The sequence below is a fragment of the Paenibacillus sp. JDR-2 genome, assembly GCF_000023585.1.
Taxonomy (GTDB): domain Bacteria; phylum Bacillota; class Bacilli; order Paenibacillales; family Paenibacillaceae; genus Pristimantibacillus.
In genome coordinates this window covers 2,474,562-2,498,698 of the sequence record NC_012914.1, presented here as the reverse complement: position 1 = coordinate 2,498,698, position 24,137 = coordinate 2,474,562, and the positions used below count along the sequence as shown (strand labels likewise).

The following is a 24,137-nucleotide window of genomic DNA, read 5'->3' as shown; positions in this document are numbered from 1 at the left end:
TCATATCACCAATCATCTATATCCGTACCGAGGAGGAGTTCGATGAATCACGTACCTAAGCGTTCCGAAACCGCAGTAGAAGCCCGTTGGAAACTGGAGGATCTGTTTGCCGACCAGGCTGCCTGGGACAAAGAGTTCGCCGAAGCGAAAGCTTTGATCAAGAAAGTTGGAGCTTTCGAAGGCAAGCTAAGCGATCCTGCGCAATTAAAAGCCTGCTTCGAGCTGGAAGATGAGCTCTCCCTGCATGTTGAACGGCTTTATGTATATTCCAATATGAAGCATCACGAGGATACGGCTGAACCAACTTATCAGGCTCTATCCGACAAAGCCAAAAAAATCAGCGTGGAAACCGGAGAAGCCCTCTCCTTTATTACGCCGGAAGTATTGTCGCTGTCCGATGCCGCGCTTGACGCCCTGATTGAGAACAAGGATCTTGCGGTATTCAAGCATACGCTGGAAGAAATGCGCCGCCAGAAAGCGCATGTCCTGTCCAAAGCGGAAGAAGCTCTGATGGCGCAGGTCGGCAACGTAAGCTCCGCTCCAGGCTCGATCTACAGCATTTTGAACAATGCGGATCTGAAATTCCCTAAAGTGAAAAATGAAGCCGGAGAAGAAGTCGAACTGACTCAAGGCCGTTACATTCAGTTCCTGGAAAGCAAAAACCGCGAAGTGCGCGCTAACGCCTTCCGCACGATGTACGATACATACGGCAAATTAAAAAATACCCTCGCAACGACGCTGAATGCGAACGTAACGAAAAACATTTTCTACGCGCGGGCACGCAAATACCCTTCCGCTCTTGGCATGTCGCTGTATGGCGATAACATTCCGGAGAGCGTATATACGAACCTGATCGATACGATCCATAAGCATATGCCGCTTATGTACCGTTACATGAATCTCCGCAAAAAGCTGCTTGGCGTTGACGAGCTTCATATGTACGATCTGTTCGCCCCGCTTGTCGACGAGTTCGATATGGAAATCAAGTACGACGACGCGAAAAAGATCGTAAAAGAAAGCTTGAAGCCGCTTGGCGAGGATTATTTGTCCGTACTGCAGGACGGCTTCGATAACGGCTGGATCGACGTATACGAGAACGAAGGCAAACGCAGCGGCGCTTACAGCTGGGGAGCTTTCGGCACGCATCCGTACGTGCTGCTGAACCATAAGGATAACCTGAACAGCATGTTCACCTTGACGCACGAAATGGGCCACGCGCTCCACTCGTACTACTCGGATACGAACCAGAACTACCGCGATGCGCAGTATACGATCTTCCTTGCGGAAGTTGCGTCCACGCTGAACGAAGCTCTGCTTATGGATTATCTGCTGAACAAGTCTACGGATCCGAAAGAAAAAATGTTCCTGCTGACGTACTACGCAGATCAGTTCCGCACAACGGTATTCCGTCAAACGATGTTTGCCGAGTTCGAGAAAATCATTCATGAGAAAACCGAGCAAGGCGAGTCCCTGACTCCGCAGGATTTGAGCAAAATCTACTACGACCTGAACGTGCTCTATTATGGAAAAGACATGGTTGTAGACAAAGATATCGAGATGGAATGGGCGCGTATTCCGCATTTCTACAACAGCTTCTACGTTTACAAATACGCAACCGGCTTCTCCGCGGCCACAAGCTTCTCGAAGCAAATTCTTGAAGAAGGCGCTCCGGCTGTTGACCGGTACCTTGGCTTCCTGAAGAGCGGCGGAAGCGACTTCTCGATTAACATCCTGAAGAAAGCCGGCGTTGATATGTCTTCCCCAGAGCCAATCGAGCAAGCCATGAGCGTGTTTGAGAGCTTGATTGAGCAGATGGAGGAGTTAACGAAGTAAACGGCTCGGAGGAGTTAACGAAGTAAACGGCTCGGAGGAGTTGACGAAGTAAACGGATCGGTTGGTGATTACTTGGAGGAAGGGGCAGTTCCGAGGACGGGAAAGGATCTCCTTCGGCCGCTGTTGGAATCGGGAATTTTGAATGACACCTAAAGGTGTATTCCCGAGTTCCAAAGGCGGGCGCTTCGCTCCTCAGGAGTTCCTTTCCCTCTCTCTCCACCCTTTCCACGCAATGGTACACCAAAAGCTCCTTTACTTCGTGTAGAGGGGCGAGGAGAAGACGAGAGACACAAAAAGACAGATGAAAGACAGACTCGGTGATTTCGAGTCTGTCTTTTTTGTTGGTACAGGCGCGTAACTTTCCAGTTATTTCCTGCGTCTATTTAGATATAGAAAGGGTGATAAAATGCTTAAAAAATGGAGAAAAGGATATTTAAGCATGCTTGGCATAGCGATATTGCTTGTTGGACTAGCTGGTTGCAAATCCGAGCCCGATTCTAGCGTTCCGCACGTTGTTTCAAACGATGGTATTGCGTACAAGGAAACTCCGTTAAAAGAGGAGGATATCGTTAAAACCCTAAAAGCGAACGAAGTCGAGTTGACGGCAGATGCTTCTGATTCCTATTTCAAATTAAATAAAGTGAAGCCTTCTATCTATGCGCTCCCGGGCAAAGAGAGAATTATGGTGTACGTTTATGGCAATGCCAAAGATACGAAAAAGGCAAGACTCGATTTTGCTGAGCAAACAAAGGTAATGAACGTAAATTCTCCGCTATTTTATAACGTGAAAAACGTCCTTATCCTGTACCAGCCTAATGTTAGCGGCGAACGCCCACAAGAGAGAACCGCCTACAATTCCGGTATTGAAAGCTCCATCGAACAGCTGTTAGGCGATGAAATTTATGTCCGACATTTTAAATATTATAATGTTGCTAAATTGAAGAGCTTCATAAATCGTTTTGAGAACCACCAGGCCGATCAATTAAAAATAACATCATTGACAATTGAAGGCGATCCGATCTATATCTATCTGATCACTGACGGCACCAAGCTGCAATATATACACGATAACAGCGAGGATGCTTTTGGAGGGGGCGATACAGGCGACTCCAAAACGGAATGCGCGAATATCGAACAGGAGAAAACCGAAGAAGGAAATATTAGCTACTTTGCAACCGGATGTCAAATTGGCGATAAAAGATATATTATGACTATCCCTGAGGATTTCATAAAAAAAGACAGCGGGATCTAATCCCGCTGTCTTTCTTCATTTAGTCCTGTAAAATAGCGACTGGACGAGACCAGCCTCCGCTTGCTTTTTCCACTTTGATCGGGAAGCAGCATACTTTGAAGCCGTAAGGCTGCGGGATTTGGTCCAGGTTGGCCAGTTTCTCGATTTGGCAGTATTCCCTGTCCTTGCCGACAAAATGAGCGGCCCACAAGACGCCTTCCCTCGGATTCTGTTTGAACGATTCTGCTTGCAGGTTGAGCGGGATGTCCCATCCCCATCCGTCGGTACCCACTACTTTAATGCCTTGATCAAGCAGCCAGACCGTAGCTTCGGCCGATACCCCCGCATGCAGGAATGCATAATGCTCGTGGTATAAACGTTTGTCCGCATCGCTCCGGATCAGGACGATATCAAATGGTTTTAACGTGTAGCCAATCCGGTCCAACTCGGCTTTCAAATCTTCCGTAGTAATCTCGTAGCCTGGTGGCTTGGCGCTGAAATCGAGCAATACGCCATCGGAAAAGAACCATTCGAGCGGAAGCTCGTCAATCGTTCTGGCTGGCTTCCCTTCCGAAGTTGGCCAATAGTGCCATGGTGCATCTATATGAGTACCCGCATGCGTATTCAGGGTTACCGTTTCCGTCGCCCACGCTTTGCCTTCCGGAAAATCCTCCTGCTTAAGCCCAAGTATGGCAGCTGCTTGCCGCGCGCCTGCTTCATGGCTCGAATATTCAATTTTTGCCGGCAAAGGCTCTCTGATAGATGGACTGATAGGTACGCTTAAATCGATTATTTTCATCACGTATTTCTCCTTGTCTCCCGATTCAAGCCCCATTATACCATAATCCGCCAACCCCCTAGTCAGAGATTAAGTTAATAATCCTTGCGATAGGGGGAGTTGAATCTATACTTCGCCCCAGTAGATCTCGGTCTCATAATCGAAGGAGATTAGACCATTTTTCTCGTTAGCGTCAAATAGCTTCTTCAGCTCGGACACTAAAAGCTCATGGTTGGGATGGCCGGGCAGCGGCATGTAAGAGGAAGACGACATCCGTCCGCTTAATTGCTCAAAGTCCAGCAGGCTTAATAACGGGAAGGTTGCCTTATGGAGTGTTCCGTCTTTGAAGAACGGCGTAAGGGCGTCTTGAGAAATATTTTTGTGGCCCACTTTCTCGTAATCAATGCCGTAAGTCCTAAGCAGCCGGTCATAACCTTCCAGGAATGGTGTGCCAGTCGTTAAACGGGAATTCCAGATCAGTACGGCTTTGCCGCCGGGCTTTAGGATCCGGTTGAATTCCGCTTGTGCTGCGGTACGGTCAAACCAGTGAAAGGACTGGGCGCAAACGATAAAATCAACGGAATGGTCCGCAAGACCGGTCTCTTCGGCTGAACCCGATGCCGCCTGGAATTTGGGATATCCGCTTAATTGCTCCACGGCCGCTTGCCGCATATCCGGATTAGGCTCAACGGCGGTTACCTTGCTTCCTTGCTCCAAAAGCAGCCTGGTGAATATGCCCGTTCCCGCCCCTACATCCGCAATGGAGGATTCCGGACGGAACCCGATTGTCCCGTACAAATATTGAATGACCTCGTCCGAATAGCTCGGACGGTATTTGACATACTGATCAACCCGGTCGGAAAAACGCTCCTTGCTGTTCATCGATTCGTCATCTCCTAATCCATTCATTATTATTTAAAGCCACTCCAGAAATTCGAGGCGGTTACCAAAAGGGTCGTTTAGATAGAATCGTCGCACCCCTTCTTCAGATCGCGCTTGATCATCCGTAACTTGAATTCCTTCTTGAATTAAATACTCCCTAAGCGCATTTAAGTTCTGCACCTGAAAGGCAGGATGAGCTTTTTTGGCGGGGACAAAATCGTTTTGAACCCCGATATGCACCTGATGCGCTCCGCATTGAAACCATACTCCGCCGCGTTTAATCAGTTTTTGAGGCTTTGCTATCTCTCTCCAGCCAAGCAAGTTAGCGTAAAAGCTCCGCGCTTCCTGCTCACAGCCTTCCGGAGCAGCTAACTGAACATGATCAATTCCAGTGAATAAGAAAGCCATTCTTTCACTCTCACCGCCTATTGTTTCACTATACGAAACACAGTTTCAATATATAATTCCATTTTATAGGAAAGCGATTCGGAAATCCAGTAGGTTCAAGCATAAAGGAGTAAAAAAGACCCCTGCAAAAGATTAGCTGTCTTCAAGCTAATCTTTTGCAGGGGATTGTTTTAAAAGAGGGCGCCGATGGCCCAGCCAAGCAAGCCGGCGAAGACCGACGACAGGAGGTTTACCCTGTCGTTGTTCAGCGCGGCCAAGCCGCGCACCCGCTCTGCCGCCGTCCTGCAATGGACGGCGCGCTCGGTCTCGCTGCCGCATACCCGGCAGCGGTACATGGCCTGGCCGGTGGCGCCGAGCAGCGAGTCGGCGAAGCATCCGGCCAGGCCGGCGGCAGCTGCGGCGATGACTACCGCCGCCGCGCCGCCAGGGGCGCTGCCCGCGGCGGCGTCAGCCTGCTGCGGGAGCGCCAGCAGCGCAGCACTGACGCCGCCGATGAAGGCGGCGCCAGCCAGCGCTGCAAGCGTGCCAAGCGGCGTAATGGCGCCGCTCGTGCCCGGCTTTACCCGCTTGCCGGTCGTGATCGACCGCGGCGCGGTACGGCTCAGGGCCCCGATTTCCGTGGCCCAAGTATCCGCATTTACGGCGGCCATTACGCCGATATACGCAAACAGCCAGGCCGTGTCCGGCCAGAGCGCATTTCCCGCGCATAAGAACAGCCCGATGCCGCCATTGGCCCAGACCTGTCCGGCATCGCGCCTTCCGGTCTTCTCGTAATTTGCTTCCGCGGCGGCTTTGGCCCGGTGGCGTTTCTTCCACTTTGACCATATAGTCGAAGATACAAAGAAAGCAATCAGGCACCCGAACCAGACCGGCTCGCCTAACGTCACGAAGCCCGTACCCATGATCATGGCTGACCATGCTCCCGAGCCTGATAATGAGCGCGTCCGATAAGCTGCAGCAGCAATCAGACCGCTCCCGACTAGACCCGCAAGCAGCCTCAGCCACCACTCGTCTACCCAACCAACCATAATCCCCGCTCCTTAGCCTTACAGATCTCCGTAACTTTCACCGTAAAAACCTGCTTATCCAGCCAGTTTAAACCCCTGTCAGTCTGCTATCAGCCCAACAGGGGTCCACTACTTGCTATTTTACACCCCAACCTGCTGCAACGCTTTTTGCCAGCGGTCGGGATAGTTCGTGCAAATCATCAGCTCCGGATCTAAAGCGATCAGCTTGCGGATGGAGCGTTCATCATTAGGGGTCCAGGCCATCACTTGGATGCCTGCCTGCTTCAGCAGTTCCAGACGGGAGGCGTTCAGCCGGCCGTGTTCGATCGACAGGAACTGGGCACCCAGCTGCTGCAGCTCAACGGGCAGCGAATTGCGCCAGCCGTCAAGGATAAGTCCGGTACGGATGCTGCCGCCAGTCAGCTTATGAGTGTTAAACAGGGTCCCGGCATGGAACGACGTGATAACAACCTCGTCTTCCATCCCGTAATCCTTGATAAGCTGAACCACATAATCTTCAAGCTTCGGATAACGGACCCCGTCCGTCTTGAGCTCGATATTCAGACGGATACGTCCGCGGGCCTTATCGAGCACCTGACTTAGCGCGGGAACGCCCTCTCCCTTGTACAGCGGCGAAAACCAGCTTCCGGCATCCAAAGCCTGCAGCTCCGCAGCCGTCAGACTTTTCACTTCGCCTCGTCCGTTTGTTGTCCGCTTCAGCTTGTAATCATGGATCACTACGGGTACATTGTCCTTCGACAGCTGTACATCAAGCTCGATCCACTCAATATCCGGCTCATCAATGGCTAATTGAATAGCTGCAATCGTATTCTCCGGAGCGCGTCCGGACCAGCCCCGATGCGCAACGCATGCATTTCTCATTAGGCGCTGACCATCCTTTCGCTTGCCTTATTTCGCTGCAATCGTGCCGTCGCTGCGCACCTTCACGCCAAACGACAACGCTGTTAAATGATCCAGCAGCGTCTTAGCTTTGTCACCGTCAACCGGTTTCGGCTGGGCAAGATTGTTGTTCATCGGATCAAACTTCAGATCGCAGTCGCCCGACTTGGAGCAAACCGCGTTCAGTACGCCTGTATCTGCCGTAGCCCCTTTTGGATACGCGCTAAAAATAAAATTGCCCAAGCTGTAGGCAATCCACTTGCCTTTGTACTGCTCGAATCCTTGCAGCACATGCGGATGGCTGCCAACAACAAGATCCGCGCCCGAATCAATATATTCCCTCGCGAAATCCCGCTGGTATTGCTCCGGCGTTTCCGCCTTTTCAATACCCCAATGAACCATGACAACGACGAGATCAGCCTTTTCTTTCGCTTTCTTGATCGCAGCTTTGGTTCTTGTCGTATCATAGGTTTCGGCTACGCCTGCGCGGTTTTTGTCTGCTTTCCAATCGCCTGTCGGCACAACCCGGCTGACGCCGATATAGGCAACCTTAATGCCGTTTGCTTCCTTTATGACCGGGGCAAAAGCCTCCGTGTCGTTCTTACCGGCGCCCACATGATTAATGCCGGCCTTGTTCAAATGAGTCATCGTGTCAAGCAAGCCCTCAATGCCTTGATCCAGCGTATGGTTGTTGGCTAACGTCACGATGTCGATTCCCGAATCCTTCAGTGCCGGCAGCGCGCCCGCATCGCCTTTAAACACAAATTGCTTGTCTTCGGCAGGCACTCCGCGGTTTGTAACCGGATATTCGAGGTTCGCAGCCGTCAGATCCGGCTCGCTTAGATGAAATAAGGCTTCCTTGTACGGATAGTCGTCACCGTATTGCTTCATCATATCGCCGACGCTTTCCGCAAGTAAAATATCTCCTACAAATGCCAGACTAACCGTATCTCCAGAAGCACCTCCGCTTGAGGAGCTGCCTCCTGACGGCATTGTGCTTGGGTCACTTTGTCCGTTTGAACTCTCTTCTTTCGTTCCGCCGTTATCCGCTCCGCTAGCATTTCCGTTGTTAGCTGCGGACGTTTCTACGGGTGCAACGCTTGCCTCAGGGGTTGCTTCAGCAGTAGAATTGCCGGCAGCGGATGAGTGAGTTGGGTCTGGGGAATGGTCAGCTGCTGCTGATTCTTCCGTCTGCGGCTTGTTATTCTTATGGAATAAGCCACCGTCCTCGGCAGAGGCCCAAACCGCGATTAGAACAACAATTAGGCCAATAATCATCAAATTCACGGTTAACAGAAGGCGAAATCTTTTTTTGCGTCTTCGTTTTTCATGCTGATGTGCTTCAGAACGGGATGCGTACATGGATCGGCTCCTTCCAGCCAGAATATCCCTTCCATTATAGCAAGGTTAGTTCTAGATTGCGAAGGTTTCATAGAGTCGATAGAATTTCGAGAGCCGCTTCTTTCCCCGATCTGATGCAGTCAGGTAATCCTACTCCGCCAAAGGCTGCGCCTGTTACATATACGCCCGGAAGCTCTTCCGCCAGACGATCGCGAAGCGCTGCCGTATTCTCCAGATGCCCTACAGGATATTGCGGCATCGACCGCGGCAGACGTGTTATTTCCGTAAAAACCGGCACGGCATCAATACCCAATACTTTCTGAATATCTTCAAGCACGGCTTTTTTCAACTCGTCATCCGGAAGCATAGCCACCTCTTCATCGCCTGCCCGGCCGACATAACATCGGAGCAGCACTTTATCTTCAGGACTGGTATGCAGCCATTTGTTTGACGTCCAGGTACAAGCTGTAATGCGAAGTCCCTCCGAACGCGGCACAAGGAAGCCCGACCCGTCAAAGGCTCTGTCAAACGTCGATTTCTCAAACGCCATAACCACATTTGCGACGGATACATAGTTGATTGCCCGCAGCTCGGTTACGTCTACTAGCGGCTCTAGCAGATCTGCCGCATGGAAAGCCGGCACGGTGACGAGCACATGATCGGCAGGCACTACCTCGCCCGACTCTAAAACAACCTCGTAATTAGAAGCCGCATCCTCGCCATTAAGAGGATTGATCGCCACAACGGCATCACCCAAACGCCGCTCTACGCTTTGCAGAGCTTGATCAAGGGCATGCACCATCGTAGACAAACCTTCTTTAAAGCTCAAGAACACACTGTTTTTTAGTTCTTCCGGCAAATAATCCGGCGCTTGATGCGGCGCTTTGTTCTTTTGCTGCATCTGCGTTCCGCGAATCAGGCTGCCATATTGGCGTTCCGCCTCCGCAAACTGCGGGAATGTCGCCTGAATGCTCAGCTTGCTGAGATCCCCTGCGTAGATACCGGCCAGAAGCGGCTCCGAAATATGCTTCACAATCTCGGCGCCAATTCTGCGGGAGAGAAAATCGCCAAGCGATTCGTCGCCTTCCGGCGCCGCTCTTGGCATCTCCAAATCCAGAAGCGATCGAGCCTTGCCTTCATCCGATAACAGAGTCGTCTGCATAAACGTATCCAGATTGGTCGGTATGCCAAGCACCATGCCCTTCGGCATTGGATGAAGCTTGCCGCCCTTCATAATATAAGAGGTTTTGCCGTTTTCGTTTTGAGCGGTCAGTTCATTCTCGATGCCGAGCTCTTTCGCTAGTTCGATAATAGGCAGCTTCCGCGACAGGAAAGAATCAGGCCCCTTCTCTATGACGAAACCGTCACGCTGCAGCGTATTAATTTTTCCGCCAAGAACAGGCGCGCCGTCAACAATAGTCAGCTTCACCTGTTTACCTTGCCGCTCCGCTTCCCGCTGCAAATAAAAAGCGGAGCTCAGTCCGCTGATCCCCCCGCCGATTACGACAATTCGATCAACCATTCCGATTCTCCGCATGTTCTTCATCCTTTCGCTATTCCAAAGAACCGGCATTCATAACCGATTCTGCTAACGTTTCCATATATAGAGGGTCTTTATTCAACATTGTAATCCGTTCAAGCGTTATTCCCAGCTCGGCTGCAAACTGCTTTGCCTCAAGATCCAGATCGTACAGGACCTCCAGGTGATCGGATACAAATCCGACCGGAGCAACCAAGACGGCTTTAATTCCTTCATCCGTTAGTACCTTCAGCGTATCCAAAATGTCCGGTCCAAGCCAAGGCTCTCTTGTGCGGCCTGCGCTTTGCCAAGTGAACTGCCAATCCTGCGCATCCACGTTCGCCAGCTTCGCAACCGCATCCGAGGTAGCAAGCAGCTGATGCTCATACGGATCGCCCATCTCGCGGATTTTTTCCGGGAGGCTATGCGCGCTGAACAATACTTTAACCGGCGCTGCATTGCCGGACGATTCCGACAGACGCTGCAAGCCGTCCGTTACGCGTTCGTTCAAGGCTTGAAGCAGCTTCGGGTGAAGATGGTATTCTTTGACGAACGACATCTTAATGCCTAGCTCGGCTGCTTTTTCTTGCGCGCGCTTGTTATAAGAACCTACGCTCATGATCGAATAATGCGGCGCAAGTACAATCCCTACTGCTTCTTTGATACCGTCGCGTGCCATTTGTTCCACGCCGTCTTCGATATAAGGAACAGCATGCTTCAATCCCTGGTAGCAAACGTAACGGCCCGGTGCGAGCTGCTCCAGCTTATCCTGCAAGCCTGCCACTTGTCCGTTTGTATTCTCGCGCAGCGGGAATACGCCGCCAACGATTGCCTCATAGCGGTCGGTTAGCTCTTTCAACTGCTCCGGCGTTGGCGCGTGGCCCCGGCGGATATGGGTGTAATAAGCTTCAACATCATCCAGGCTTTGCGGTGTGCCATAGGACATCACCAGGACGCCAATCTTGTTATTCATCTCAGACATGGCTCGTTTCCTTCCCCTCTCGCGCTGCGATAGCTTTCTCCGAATAGGAGTGAATGAATGCCGTTAACTCTGTTAATTTCTCCAGCGATGCTTCAGGGAACAGACCGTGGCCAAGGTTAAATACAAAGCCGGGCTGCTGAATTCCCTGGTCAATGATCTCTGCCGCATACGATTCGATAACGCTCATCGGCGCAGTCAGAATGACCGGATCCAGATTGCCCTGTACCGCATATTTGCCGTCCAGACGACGGCGGCCTTCCGGAATCGATACGCGCCAATCAAGGCCGATAACATCAGCCTTCAAGTTGCGCAGCTCCGGCAAAAGCTCCCCTGAGCTGACGCCCGGGAAGTAGATTTTCGGCTGCGGAAGATCCGAGAGCTCGGCAAAAATCCGCTCAATCGTCGGCAGAACAAACTTGCTGAAATCGGCAGGCGTAAGCGCCCCTACCCAGCTGTCGAACAACTGGAATGCCTTGCCGCCGCTTGCCATATGGGCCCGAAGATAAGCGATAACCATGTCGCCCAGCTTGTCCATGAGGCTGAACCAGACCTTCGGCTCGCCATACATAAGCGCTTTGGTCCGCAAATAGTTTTTAGAAGGTTTGCCCTCGATCAAATAGCTTGCGATTGTAAACGGAGCGCCAGCGAATGTAATCAACGGCACTTCCAGCTCTTTGTCCAGGATGCGGATCGTCTCGAGCACATGGCCCAGATCGCCTTCTACGTCAATAGGCGTTAACCGTTCCACATCTGCTGCCGTGCGAATCGGATTGTGAATAACCGGTCCTATGTTGGCAACGATGTCGAAATCAATCCCGATCGAAGCGACCGGGTTCATAATATCAGAATATAAAATAGCCGCATCTACGCCTAGCTTGCGTACCGGCATCATCGTAACTTCTGCCGCTAGCTCTGGCTGCTTGCAAATTTCAAGTAGAGAATATTTCTCTTTAATCTTGCGATATTCAGGATCATATCGTCCTGCCTGACGCATGTACCAGACCGGTACAGTGTCTACAAGTTCCTTCCGGCATGCCCGAATGAAACGGTCGTTATAGCTCATATTGCCGTTCCTCTTTTCTTTAATTTTTCACTAATTTCCATTATGCCCGTTTTCGTTACCCCTAACAACCGTTCTCGCCTTGCTTCCTATGACAATAGTATGACAATCAAACTACCCCTGCATGAAGAACCGATGAATATTAACCGTCAAAAAAGAAGACAGCAGCGAGGTTCTCCCTATCGCTCAGGGGCTCCTTCACTGCTGTGTTTATCCTTTTATTCGGCTGTCGCCGGCAAGATCGGGTCCTTCAACAATGACTTGTAGGAAGGGTCAAAATACGCGGTAAAAGACAGCTCCGTCGTATTCATTCCGCTGTCGGTTTGCTGCAGGGTAAAGTCGTTAATGACAATAAGACGCTTTTGCTGCTGAAGCTGCGCCATCCAGCTTTTCACCTGTGCGTATGTACCAAGCAGCGAGACATGAACATTAACTTCCTTCACGGTTGGATATAACGGATCGGCACTGCCGGATAAAGCATTAAGCTTATTCTCGTCGGGAAGATCAACGGTCGCGCTGTTTATTTTTGCTCCGGTCTGAAGACTTAAGCTTTTGAGCGTAACAACAAGCTGCTCCGAGTTATCCCAAAGAGGAAGCGCGGCTTGAATATCCTGCTCCGCCAGGCCGCTCCCCTCCCCTTGTTTATTCACGCTGGCCTGAAGGGCATTATATTGCAATTCGGATTGTTCCGCGAGCTTCTTCCGGTCCGACAGCTTGCTGCTTGAAGGCTGAAGCAATACGGCGTACAAGAGGAGCAGGACAAGGAAGAGCAGCATCATGACGATAAGGCCAAGCGAGCGGTTTTTGGTATTATCCATTATTGCCCGTCCCTCCCGCGCTGGCCTGTTTAGTATCTGAAGTTGTCGCTGTTTTCCAGGTAATCTCGTAGCTTCCTACCCACAGCCCGTTATTATCGGCAAAAGACTGCAGATGAACCTTCTGGGCAAACGGCATTGCCCGAAGATTCGTCAGGTACATAGACAGCGCTGATAAATCATTGCTTTTGAAAGTAAGGGAAAGCGTTCCGGGCTTGTTATATTCAATCGTTGCAAGCCGGGAGCCGTAGGGCAGATGATTCGTTAACTCATCCAGAACGGCAACGGCATCCTGCCTGTTGGCATTAATAAACTTCACAACAGCCTGCGGATCCGCATCCGCTTGCGCCTCCGTATTTTGCGTCGACAATTGCTGCTGAAGTAAAGCTGTTTTATCTTTAATCACTTGCACGGTATGCTCGTAATCCGAGATTTGAAGCTTGTTGTTCGTGTTTAATGCAAGAATAGCTCCGAGGCACAACAGCCATAGAATGCCCGCAACCAGCAGCTTGACCGGTATTGGCTTGGTCTTTCTAGCCTTCTCCGGCATTAGATTAATGCCTGGAGTCGTTTTCTCGCGAATGGCAAGACCAAACGGAATCATATATTCATCAAGCTTCCTGCGAACCCGCTTGCGAAGCGGCGATTCCAGCTCGACGGTCTCGACTCTCATATCCGGTTGTGCCTGCTGCAGTTCGGCTGCCAGCTGGGTACGCCCGGCCAGCTCACCGGCAATAATAGCTTGATTTATTCGCGACTTGCCTTCATGAATACTATATTGATAGAAGCTGAGAAGCCTGGAAATCTCGGCATTAATGCTTGAAATCAGTTCGGGAGTGAACGTTCCGTCTATGGAACCGCTGTAATCATATTCATTGATAACCCGCATAAAGACCGGATGACCTTCGTGGAACATATACACTTCTACATTCGCCTTATCCAGATGAATAAGCATCGTATTGTCAAGCGAGTCTATGTACCTTGCTTGAATCGCCCTCGCAAAAGCCGTCGAGGCCAGCTCGGCGTATTTCACCTTCAGCCCCGTGCTCTCGAGCAGCTCGATGCATTGCTTTAGCCATCTTTGCGGCGAGGCATATACGAGTACATTGGTAGACTGCTCCTCCGAGCCGGCAGCGATATAATCATAGACCGGATCTTCAAACGGAAGATGCAGCGCCGTCTCGACTTCGAGATTAATCAGCTGGTCCAGTTCTTTTGTATTAACGGTCCCGATCTGAAGCTTCCGGATAATGATTTGCGATGTCGGAATGGACAACGTAATCGAAGTGCCGTTAAGCCTTTCTTTTTTCACCCAATCCTTCAGACTGGAGCGAAGCTCTTCCATGTTCGTGAATTGATCCTCAAGAATGACTCCATCGGCAAAAGGCAGGAAGCCGGTCTTCTCGATTTCCCAACCCTTTTTCCTTTTCCTTACTCTCGCGTAGCGTACTCCGCCATGATCGAGCGTTAGACCAACGCGCTTGCTGCTGTCGAGCATTCTTTCTCACATCCCACTACATTAGAATTGAACGGTACAAATCAATCATCGCATCGCCATAAGCAAAGGACAGTAAAGCGCCAAGCAGTAAAAACGGGCCAAACGGAATAGGCTGCTTTCTCTTCACAACCTTAAACAGCATCAACAATCCGCCTACCGTACTTCCGAAGAAGCAGGACAGTATAAATGCGGGAATCAAATTCGGCAGCCCAAGTATCCAGCCTAGCAGGAAGAGCAGCTTGACATCGCCAAGCCCCATGCCGCCTCTTGTAAGAATAACAACAGCCAGCAGAACCCCGCCGCCGGCAAGCGCTCCTCCAATATGAAGCCAGATGGAGCCTACCGGGAACAAACATCTAAGCGCAATAAATAAAGGAGCAAAGAAAAGCAAAATACGATTAGGCAAAAGCATATATTTCAAATCGGAGACGGTAAGGATCACCGACATGCTGACAAGGAGCAGTCCAATTACCGTATTCCAGCTGTTTCCGAAGGTAAGATATATCCATGCAAACAAAAAGCCGGTCGCCAATTCCCCTAGCGGGTATACAGGAGAAATCCGTTTGCCGCACTGGCGGCAGCGTCCACGGGACAAGAGGTAGCTCGCAACGGGCATCAAATCACGCGGCTTAAGGCGCATCCCGCATTTCGGACATTGCGATGGCGGCGATACAACAGAAAGCTTGAGCGGAATCCTTAGCCCAACAACGTTAAAAAAGGATCCTACTATTAAGCCTAAAATGAACAAGTAGATGACGAGAAATAGGGTCATAGGCGGGTTCGCTTTCGGTTTATTAAAGATTATTGGGGAGGATTGAACCTCCCCAATATTATTAATAGAATCTATTGAGCTAAAATTTGAGCTTTAGTAAATGGAACGTCATCCGTAGTACCTGATCCAGTAGATAGTGTAATATAAGTTCCAGAAGCATTGTTACTTACATCAATAATTGTAGTTTCTGGATCTAGTGCGTTCTTGGTGCTTGGCAAATAAAGTGGAGCATCTAAGTATCCTCCAGTTTGTAAAGTGCTGAGTTTAATATCTGTAGTTCCCAAATCACCATTATTTGTATCTGTAGCCCATAGACGTGCAGCATCATAGATTTGACGGGCAGTAGCCAAGTCAGATTTAGTCTTCGTGTTTCCAATAATGTTACCGATCAAAGGAACCGCAATCACAGCAATCACAGCAAGAATAACGATTACAGCCAAGAGCTCGATCAGAGTAAAGCCTTTTTCTTCTTTTTTCAGACGTTTCATCATTTTTTTCAACATGTTGGTTTCCTCCTAAAATATTTGGCTTTTTGTCTCTTCTATGTTGTCTTGCTTGTAAACCCCATGGTATTACTGGACACTGGAATACAAGGTGAACATCGGTAAAATAATCGCCATAACGATCAGCCCGACTACCCCTGCAAGGAAAACGATAAGCAGCGGTTCGATCAAGGACTTCAGACGGTCGACCGTGTTGTCGACATCCATCTCGTAAAAGTCCGCGATTTTGGCCAGCATCTGATCAAGCGAACCGGTCTCTTCCCCAACCGCAATCATCTGCGTCACAAGCGGAGGGAATACCCATGCCTTCTTAAAAGGCTCCGACAAGGAATTCCCCTGACGCAACGACTCTCCTGATTTCCTTATGTATCCGCCGATCACTTTATTGCCTACCACCTCCTCCACAATAGTCAGAGATTGAAGCACCGGCACGGAACTTGCATACAGCGAGGAGAGCGTTCTCGACATTTGAGCAATTGCGCCTTTTTGGGCCAGCTTGCCGAAGATCGGCACCCTCAGCTTGGCATAATCCAGCACATATCGGCCCCGCTCCGTACGTTTGTATATCTGATAGGCCACAATAAGGACAACTAGCGATATGACCCAGTAATACCATTGATGGGACATGCTTTTGCTCAAAGCCAATACAATCTTCGTTATAGCTGGAAGCTCGGTATCAAACGATTCAAACATCGTGACGAACTGCGGCACAACGCCTTGCAGCAAATAAATAACGGAAGCTATGGACATCAGTCCTACAACCGCCGGATAGGTCATTGCTGATTTGATTTTCTCTTTGGTCGTATGGGCTTTTTCGAAGAATAGTGCTAACCGGTCAAGCGTGCCTTCCAAATCCCCCGTCTCTTCACCGGCACGGATCATGCTGACAAATAACGGCGGGAAAATCCGCTTGTGCTCTTGAACCGCCTGCGAGAACGGAATACCTCTTAGAAGAGCCGAGCTTACATCGACCAACGCTTTCTTAAGCGGTTTGCTTTCGGTCTGCGCGGCAAGGATGTTTGTCGCTTCTACAATCGTTACCCCTGCCCGGATTAGCGTTGAGAATTGACGGCAAAAAATGATAAAATGAATGCTTTTTACCGGATTGCCAATGTAAATCTCGGTAGATAGTACACTCTTGCGTATCTCTTCTACGGACAGTACCGTCAACCCGCGCTTGCGCAGCTCCTCTACCGCCGACGACTTGTCCATGGAGTTCAGCCTGCCTTGCAGCTGCTTGCCTCCGGTTGTCTTCACATGATAGGCAAATTGCGGCATTAGAGACCTCCTTCCGCCATATACGGCTTAGCCGCAGATGGATGAATGATGCCGGAGTGAAGCAGTTCCTTCACGGACATTTCCAGCGTGTGCATGCCTTGGGCACGGCTTGTCTGCATGATGCTTTTAATCTGATGCACCTTATCCGTCCGGATCAGGTTGGAGACTGCAGGCGTATTAACCAGAATCTCTGTTGTACATGCTCTGCCTGCTCCTCCCCGCTTCGGAAGCAGCCTCTGCGAAACCACGGTAACGAGTACGGCAGCAAGCTGAGTCCTTATCTGTCCTTGCTGATGGGCCGGGAACGCGTCAATGATCCGGTCAATCGTCTGCGGAGCATCGGAAGTATGTAAGGTTGCCAGCACTAGATGCCCGGTCTCCGCTGCCGTAATAGCCGCCGAAATCGTCTCGAGATCACGCATCTCGCCAACCAGAATGACGTCGGGATCTTGCCGAAGCGCTGCGCGAAGGCCACTCGAGAAGCTGCTTGTATCCTGGCCAACTTCTCTTTGATCAATGATGGAAGAATGACTTGCATGTATAAATTCAATAGGATCTTCTAGGGTTACGATATGTCTCGCCTGCGTCCGGTTAATATGATCAATCAAGGCGGCAAGCGTCGAGGATTTTCCGCTTCCCGTTGGTCCCGTCACCAAGATAAGCCCTTGATGTTTCTCAGATAGTGATGCCAAAGACGGTGGCAGCTGGAGGTGTTCAAAGGTCGGGATTTGAGTCGGGATCGTTCTGGCGGCAAGGCTAATGTATCCTTTTTGCTTGTATACATTGATCCGGAATCGGCAGTACCCAGGCAATGCGAGGGAAAAGTCTACCTCTCCCTTCAAGCGGAGCTTATCCGTCTGCTCGCTTAACAATAGACTTAAGGCCATTGCTTCTGCAGCTTGTGCAGTAATGACGGAATCACCAATCTTATGGAGTTCTCCATTAATCCGGAATACGGGAACATTGCCAACCGACAGATGCAAATCCGATGCCCGGAGCTCATAGGCTTGCTTTAGCCAATTCAGAATAAGTTCGTTAAACACGGCTGTCCTCCTAAAAGAATGACCACATAAATGGATTGCAAAAAAAAGCTAATGTGGTGATTCTTGCTTCGTAAGCATTAACTTAATTGGCCACGGTTTCGCGGAGAACTTCCTGCAGCGTCGTAATGCCGCGTGTAACTTTTTCCAATCCGTCGTCCATCAGCTGGATCATCCCCTGCTTGGCTGCTGCCTCGCGAAGCTCGCTTAACGAACCGTTTAAAGTAATAAGCTCGCGAATCTCGTTATTAATATGTAAAACCTCGTGAATAGCCACCCTGCCGCGATAACCCGTGCTGCCGCAGTTCCCGCAGCCTCTGCCTCGGTAAACGGTCTGCGACTGAATCCCCCGGCTTCTTAAGAACAATCTTTCCTGATCGGTAGCCTCTTGTGCTTCCCTGCAATCGTTGCATATCCGGCGGACAAGACGTTGTGCGACAACTCCGATAAGCGATGAAGCGATTAGGTAAGGCTCAACCCCCATATCCCGGAAACGCGTAATCGAGCTGACGGAATCATTCGTATGCAAGGTGGACAATACCAAGTGACCGGTCAGGGAGGCGCGGATAGCAATCTCCGCGGTTTCCGTGTCCCGGATCTCGCCGACCATGACGACGTTGGGATCCTGACGAAGGATCGAGCGTAGACCGGTCGCAAAAGTTAATCCGATTGCCGGATTAACCTGCACCTGGTTAATGCCATCGAGCTGATACTCAACCGGATCCTCGACGGTAATGATGTTGGTATCCTCTTCATTTAAGTGGCTGAGCGCGGAATACAAGGTAGTTGTTTTGCCGCTGCCCGTTGGACCTGTAATGAGCAGAATGCCGTATGGCCGCTCAATCATTTCCTTAAACACTTGGACGTTATGGTTGTTGAAGCCAAGCTGGTCAACCGCTTTAACTCCCGTGCTTAGGTCAAGCAGACGGAGAACGATCTTCTCGCCATGAATAGTAGGTAATGAAGCGACGCGGATATCCACCGTCTTGAATTCGAACTGCATCTTCATCCGGCCATCCTGCGGAAGCCTCCGCTCGGCGATATTTAATTTGGACATGATTTTGAGTCTTGCCGTAATAAAGCCCTGCATCTGCTTAGGCAAAGCCCGTTCCGTGCGCAGCACTCCGTCAATCCGGTAACGTATCGTTACGCTTGTCTCACCCGGGTCAACGTGTATGTCAGAGGCTCTAAGCTGTACCGCCTGCTGTATCATCTGGTTCACAAGCCGTACGACGGGGGAATCTTCATCGGTAATTTCAGTCTCGCGGATCTCCTCCTGTGTCGGAAGATCAATCATCATTTGACTCATGGAGTCCTGCAGACCGTAATGTCTTGCGATAGCCCGCTGCAATTCGTCTTTGCTGGAAATAGCCGGTTCGATTCGGAAGCCTGTGCTCATGCGCAGCTCTTCAATCGCGAAATAATCGAGAGGATCTGCCATTGCCACCATCAGCTTGCCGCCGTCCTTCTGAAGCGGTATCGCCTGGTAGCGTTTGGCCATGCTTTCGGGGATGATCTGGGTGATTTCCGGATCAATCTGATATTTATACAAGCTAACATGCGGGATTCCAAGCTGGAATTCCAACACTTCAATGAGTTGCTGCTCCGTTATGTATCCTTGCGCAATAAGCAAGTCGCCTAGCTTCTGTTTGGATTTGCTCTGCTCTAGCAGCGCCTTCTGCAGCTGTTCCTCGGATATTATGGCGCTCTCGACCAATAAATCTCCTAGTCTCTTCTTAATAGCCACCATCTCTTAACAGCCCCATTCTCTTATATCTTCACGTTTGCAAATTAATGCGATATAAAATCAGTCGAAACTAGGTCCTTTATACCCAGAATTCTAGACCACGGAACCATTTTTGGCAATATTTATTATATTAATTGTTGCATCTATCGACCCTCTGACTTAAACTGATTATAGCGCATTATTACTAGATTTCAAGAAGTTTTTTAGGCACATGGAACTAAGTAAAGAGAATGTAAAAATAGGAGGATAGGACTATGAAACTAGTTGATTTTCAGAAAAGAATTTCCATTACCTTAGCCGTTACTCTCCTGGCATCGCTTTTTGCTTTTATAGGCTTCCCGGTGAAACAGGCTGAAGCTGCGGATACGTTCGACCTGGGGCTTGTTGCGCTGAAATCGGTCGAGAAAAGCAAATACGTGAGGGTAACGTCAAACAACTCTACTCCCGTTGCCGACTCGGATAAGGCGTGGACAGAAGAGCTTTTCGTATTGGCTAAGTCAGGCAGCTATTACACTTTGAAATCGAATAATACGGGGAAATATCTAACGGTAGGCAGCAACAACAGCTCGCTGACCGCAAGCAGCGATACCAATACGAACGATAACCAGAAATTTTCGATTACAACTAACTCCGACGGAACCGTTTCTTTCTACTCTTTAGGCAAGAGCAGATATATGAGCACAACTTCATCAAATAATAATCTGCGTCTAAGCAGCGTTACTACAATTCAAAACTCTCAGAAATTTAAGCTCTCCTCCTTCCGCGATTCCATTCGGATTCTGGAAGTAACCGAATCAGGAACATCGGATCTCTCCTCCATACTCGGCAGCAGTTCCCCCGTTCCGTTTACCGTCGATACATACAGCATGAAGGAATTTGTTGCATCCCGCGATGATTTGGACGGTAAATACGATGCGGTATACATAGGAAAAGGCACCTTGGTTGACAAAAACAACAACGCAAAGACGCCATACAGCATGTCCCTGCTTAGCGCGCAATCCCAAGGCAGTTCAACGCAAAGCAATAACCACAACACAAGCAGTATTCAGAACGATATCACGCAGCTGAAGGCTACCGAGATTACGATTGATTTCATTAATAAAGGTCTACCGGTTATCTTTTACAACGATTCTTCCACGAAAAATGGCATCGAGTATCAGGCGGATTTAAGCTCTAGCTCCAAAGCATTGCTGAAGAAGAACTTCCTTTCCTATAAAGACGGAAGCACGGCAAACGCTATCTTCGTGGATTCATCCAACATCTCTTCCGCGGCGAACTTTATGAGCAAGACCAATCTGCTGGAGAAAGCCAATATTCGCCCACAGCTAACCGTCACAAGCAAGCCAACCGAGTATACGGCTAATCAGGCGAATAAATACATTGCAGGAAACACGGTCAGCTTCAATTACACGATTGATAACGTAGGCGATATTAGCCAGAAAAATATCGAACTTAATTTGTACATCAGTACGGATAGTTCCCTTCCTTTTGGCGCTGAACAGGTGGTAGCTGCCAAACAGGTAGATAGTGCATCAGGAACCATCTCTTACACGCTGCCTAAGGGTTATTCCGGCATTCAATATTGGCGGCTTGAAGCGGTGGATTTCAATACCAAGCTGAAGGATTATGCTTCGGGGGTTTACCGTTTCCAGGATCAGAAGATTAATATCAAGGTTCTTCAAGTTATGCCTAACGACAGCAATGCCAGTACATTAAACAGTACGAACAACATGAGTTCATCGTATCTCGTTCCGACATCCGGCAATACCAAAGACGCTTATAGCATCAGCATTGACGTCATGAATATGAACACGTTCAACAGCACGGGCTATAAAACCTTAAACGGCAAATACGATATGCTGATCTTTGGCTTTGGCGATATCTACAACAACAACGCCCCAATTAACGACGATGCCGCGGCAGCCGTAATCGCCTTCAAAAACACAGGGCAAAGCGTCATGTTTACCCATGATACGATTTATAACAGCAGCAATTCGAACAGCAGCAACTGGCTGAATAAATTCCAGGCTATTACCGGTCAGATTGCTCCACGAACGGACCTTGGTCTCGGGGCACCGGAGTCCTCCACTACAACCGAAAAAGTGAATGACGGCTTGTTAACGCAGTTCCCTTTCCTGTTAAGTAATACGACGAATGTAGCCACTACCCATAACCAGTATTACACGCTTGATTTGGAAGATGCGACCGTTATCCCTTGGTATAACATGAGCGGCGGCAAACGGACTTCCGGCGACAGCTGGAACTCCTACTACACTTATTCCAAAGGGAATGTAACGTACTCCGGTTCCGGGCATACAAACTCCAAATTTCCGGACTGGGAGCAGCAGTTGTTTGTCAATACCATGTACCGGGCGTATATCGGCTCTAACCATGCTCCTCAACTCACGGTTAACTCGCCGATAGAGTACAATTCGGCAAGCAATAATTTTATTCCGTCCTATCAAAATATTTTGCTGAACTATCAGGTCGATGACTTTGACCTTGCGGACCGTGAGTTGAAAACAACCGTAAACTTTATTTACGGCGGTCAATCTCACGAGATTTTCAAAGACAAAACCATGCTCTCCGGCGGTACAATTAACCAACAGATTGCTAACCCGCTTCCAAACGGCGGTGACTTGAAGGTCGAGATTATCGCAAAGGATAAGAGCGGTGCTCAAGTTAGTCAAACGATTAATGTAAAGGTCGTAAAGGTAGAATCCAATATCGATTTAAGCCGTACGGTATCCAGCAATGTAACGGATAATCGGGTACAGACGAATACAACGGCTACTTTCACTTATACCGTTACGCCAAAGGCGATTCCGTCAAGCGATGCCTTGTCCGCTGACAAGATGAAGATTACGAACATTGCATTCAGCGAAACCTTGCCTGCAAAGCTGGAAGTAACCAGTCTCCCGTCAGGCTGGACGAAAACCGGTACGGCAGCAACCGGGTATACCGTTTCGGGAACTCTCGCTACCATTACGTACACCTTAAACGGCAACAGTTATATCGCTTCGCCGGTGTCCTTCCAGATCGGAGTGAAGCCAACGGCTGACGGCTTATACCCGCTTCAAAACGCGGCACTAACCTTTAACGATATTGGCCAGCAGTCCGCTAGAACCTTGACATTCCCTAGTTACGTTCTAGAGGCGGTTACGAGATTAACCTCGCTTAGCTTAACCAATTCTACACTGCTTGTTGGAGACAGCCGGAGAATGATTCCAACCTATGCGCCGCTTAATGCAACTTATAGCTCAACGTATATTTGGGAATCGGATCGCCCGGACCTCGTAACCGTGGACAGCTCGGGCATCATGAAAGGTATAGCGGCGGGAACAGCACATATTACCGCTAGAGCAACGGACGGCAGCGGATTAACCGCAACGGCAGCGGTAACCGCCATTGTACCTGGTCTTAACATTGTCGGTCAGGACCGCGTCGCATCAGGCGATTCCATTAACCTGTCGGCCAACCTATATACCGCGGATTATGAAAAGATTACAAGCTACCAATGGAGTATTAAAGACGGCTCGAGTTACATTAGTTTAAACGGAACAACAAACAGCACTGTTTCTGTTACGGGCAAAAGCGTAGGTAATGCTACCGTCCGCCTTTCGGTTGGAACCGATCAGAATCGCACGTATACAAAAGAAATGAGCATTACCGTGTTTAAAAAGGTAACTTCCATTACTCTGACTGGCACAACTATGATCGTTGGCTCCACCTATCAGCTTAATCCTGTCATAAGTCCAACGGACGCAACGGATAAATCGGTTGCTTGGCTGCCAAGCAGCAATTCCAGCGTAGCAACCGTCAACAGCTCCGGTCTTGTTACAGCTGTTAGCGTTGGGGAAGCTGCCATTACGGCTCAGGCGCAGGACGGCAGCGGAGTGACGGGAATCGCGGTTATTAAGGTTATTGATCCGATCCCTGTCATTTCCGGACCAAGCACAATTGAGCTTGGAACAGACGGGACCTTGTCTGTAAACCTGCCAACAGCATCTGGCGATGAGATTACTTCTTATGAATGGACAGTCCCAGACAATACAGGAGGCCAGGCCGACTTGAAAGGCTCCACCACAAGCAAATCGTTGACCTTTACCGGTAAAAAAGCAGGTAAAGTGAAAATCAAGGTTACGGTTCATACGAAGAACGGAAAGGTCTACTCTGCCGAACAGGAAGTCACCGTCAAACCGGTAACTCTCCGGCTCGACACGACTTATCGGATCCAGGTAGGCAAATCCAAGGATTTATTTACTGCCCTTGCTTCCAGTCCAGCCGCAGGCAAAACCAACATTAAAGGAAATCTGCAATGGACTTCCAGCAATCCATCGATTGCATCGGTAGACAGCAGCGGCCGCGTTACCGGCGTTAAAACCGGCACCGTAAAGGTTACGGTCTCTTATACGAATGATCCGTCCATCAAAGCCGAAACAACGATCATCGTGGAACGAAGCACCTCCAGCGGCGAGAAATATTAATACAGCAACAGCAAAGGCCCCGCTCCTATACAGGAGCGGGGCCTTTGCTTTGTATG

19 protein-coding genes are annotated in these 24,137 nt (G+C 49.6%); 3 read left to right on the top strand and 16 right to left on the bottom strand.

Going from position 1 to position 24,137, the window contains the following annotated elements:
- Positions 1-42 precede the first annotated feature (42 nt).
- Together pepF and PJDR2_RS31880 are read left to right on the top strand one after the other, a co-directional pair.
- Positions 43-1,833, top strand: coding sequence for an oligoendopeptidase F (gene pepF / locus PJDR2_RS10800; RefSeq protein WP_015843717.1), 1,791 nt, complete (start codon positions 43-45; stop codon positions 1,831-1,833).
- A 406-nt stretch (positions 1,834-2,239) separates the two neighbouring features.
- Positions 2,240-3,085 carry a DUF4362 domain-containing protein gene (locus PJDR2_RS31880; RefSeq protein WP_049790041.1) on the top strand — a complete coding sequence of 282 codons (846 nt, stop codon included), beginning with the start codon at positions 2,240-2,242 and terminating at the stop codon, positions 3,083-3,085.
- Positions 3,086-3,104: 19 nt separating this feature from the next.
- On the opposite strand, the gene PJDR2_RS10790 is transcribed toward PJDR2_RS31880, so the two are convergent.
- The 16 genes from PJDR2_RS10790 to PJDR2_RS10715 all read right to left on the bottom strand — a co-directional run bounded on the left by PJDR2_RS10790 (position 3,105) and on the right by PJDR2_RS10715 (position 19,597).
- Complete coding sequence (locus PJDR2_RS10790) at positions 3,105-3,863, bottom strand: cyclase family protein (protein ID WP_015843715.1); 759 nt, start codon at positions 3,861-3,863, stop codon at positions 3,105-3,107.
- 105 nt (positions 3,864-3,968) lie between these two features.
- Positions 3,969-4,724: a class I SAM-dependent methyltransferase gene (locus tag PJDR2_RS10785; RefSeq protein ID WP_015843714.1), complete on the bottom strand. Its 756-nt coding sequence runs from the start codon at positions 4,722-4,724 to the stop codon at positions 3,969-3,971.
- Between the two features lie 33 nt (positions 4,725-4,757).
- A complete protein-coding gene (locus PJDR2_RS10780; protein ID WP_015843713.1) occupies positions 4,758-5,132 on the bottom strand; it encodes a VOC family protein in 375 nt (124 codons plus the stop codon).
- Between the two features lie 170 nt (positions 5,133-5,302).
- Complete coding sequence (locus PJDR2_RS10775; RefSeq protein ID WP_015843712.1) at positions 5,303-6,160, bottom strand: DUF92 domain-containing protein; 858 nt, start codon at positions 6,158-6,160, stop codon at positions 5,303-5,305.
- Between the two features lie 120 nt (positions 6,161-6,280).
- Positions 6,281-7,021 (bottom strand): glycerophosphodiester phosphodiesterase, encoded by a 741-nt coding sequence (locus tag PJDR2_RS10770; protein WP_015843711.1) that lies wholly within the window; start codon positions 7,019-7,021, stop codon positions 6,281-6,283.
- Positions 7,022-7,048: 27 nt separating this feature from the next.
- Positions 7,049-8,401, bottom strand: coding sequence for a CapA family protein (locus PJDR2_RS10765; RefSeq protein ID WP_015843710.1), 1,353 nt, complete (start codon positions 8,399-8,401; stop codon positions 7,049-7,051).
- A gap of 67 nt (positions 8,402-8,468) precedes the next feature.
- Positions 8,469-9,917: a protoporphyrinogen oxidase gene (hemG, locus tag PJDR2_RS10760; protein WP_265525128.1), complete on the bottom strand. Its 1,449-nt coding sequence runs from the start codon at positions 9,915-9,917 to the stop codon at positions 8,469-8,471.
- Positions 9,918-9,933: 16 nt separating this feature from the next.
- On the bottom strand, positions 9,934-10,872 hold the full coding sequence (hemH, locus tag PJDR2_RS10755) for a ferrochelatase (RefSeq protein WP_041614204.1): 939 nt from the start codon (positions 10,870-10,872) through the stop codon (positions 9,934-9,936).
- 1 nt (position 10,873) lies between these two features.
- Positions 10,874-11,944: a uroporphyrinogen decarboxylase gene (gene hemE / locus PJDR2_RS10750; protein WP_015843707.1), complete on the bottom strand. Its 1,071-nt coding sequence runs from the start codon at positions 11,942-11,944 to the stop codon at positions 10,874-10,876.
- Between the two features lie 215 nt (positions 11,945-12,159).
- Positions 12,160-12,759, bottom strand: coding sequence for a GspMb/PilO family protein (locus PJDR2_RS10745; RefSeq protein ID WP_015843706.1), 600 nt, complete (start codon positions 12,757-12,759; stop codon positions 12,160-12,162).
- Positions 12,752-14,254 (bottom strand): pilus assembly protein PilM, encoded by a 1,503-nt coding sequence (gene pilM / locus PJDR2_RS10740; RefSeq protein WP_015843705.1) that lies wholly within the window; start codon positions 14,252-14,254, stop codon positions 12,752-12,754. Before pilM ends, PJDR2_RS10745 begins: the two co-directional genes overlap by 8 nt.
- Before the next feature lie 16 nt (positions 14,255-14,270).
- On the bottom strand, positions 14,271-15,026 hold the full coding sequence (locus tag PJDR2_RS10735) for a prepilin peptidase (protein ID WP_015843704.1): 756 nt from the start codon (positions 15,024-15,026) through the stop codon (positions 14,271-14,273).
- 71 nt (positions 15,027-15,097) lie between these two features.
- A complete protein-coding gene (locus PJDR2_RS10730; RefSeq protein WP_015843703.1) occupies positions 15,098-15,529 on the bottom strand; it encodes a type II secretion system protein in 432 nt (143 codons plus the stop codon).
- A gap of 69 nt (positions 15,530-15,598) precedes the next feature.
- Positions 15,599-16,807, bottom strand: a complete 1,209-nt coding sequence (locus tag PJDR2_RS10725) for a type II secretion system F family protein (RefSeq protein WP_015843702.1) — start codon at positions 16,805-16,807, stop codon at positions 15,599-15,601.
- Complete coding sequence (locus tag PJDR2_RS10720; RefSeq protein ID WP_015843701.1) at positions 16,807-17,850, bottom strand: type IV pilus twitching motility protein PilT; 1,044 nt, start codon at positions 17,848-17,850, stop codon at positions 16,807-16,809. Before PJDR2_RS10720 ends, PJDR2_RS10725 begins: the two co-directional genes overlap by 1 nt.
- An 82-nt stretch (positions 17,851-17,932) precedes the next feature.
- Positions 17,933-19,597: a GspE/PulE family protein gene (locus PJDR2_RS10715; RefSeq protein WP_015843700.1), complete on the bottom strand. Its 1,665-nt coding sequence runs from the start codon at positions 19,595-19,597 to the stop codon at positions 17,933-17,935.
- Positions 19,598-19,848: 251 nt separating this feature from the next.
- Between PJDR2_RS10715 and PJDR2_RS10710 the strand changes: the two genes are divergently transcribed.
- Positions 19,849-24,081 (top strand): DUF5057 domain-containing protein, encoded by a 4,233-nt coding sequence (locus tag PJDR2_RS10710; protein WP_015843699.1) that lies wholly within the window; start codon positions 19,849-19,851, stop codon positions 24,079-24,081.
- Positions 24,082-24,137: the final 56 nt, after the last annotated feature.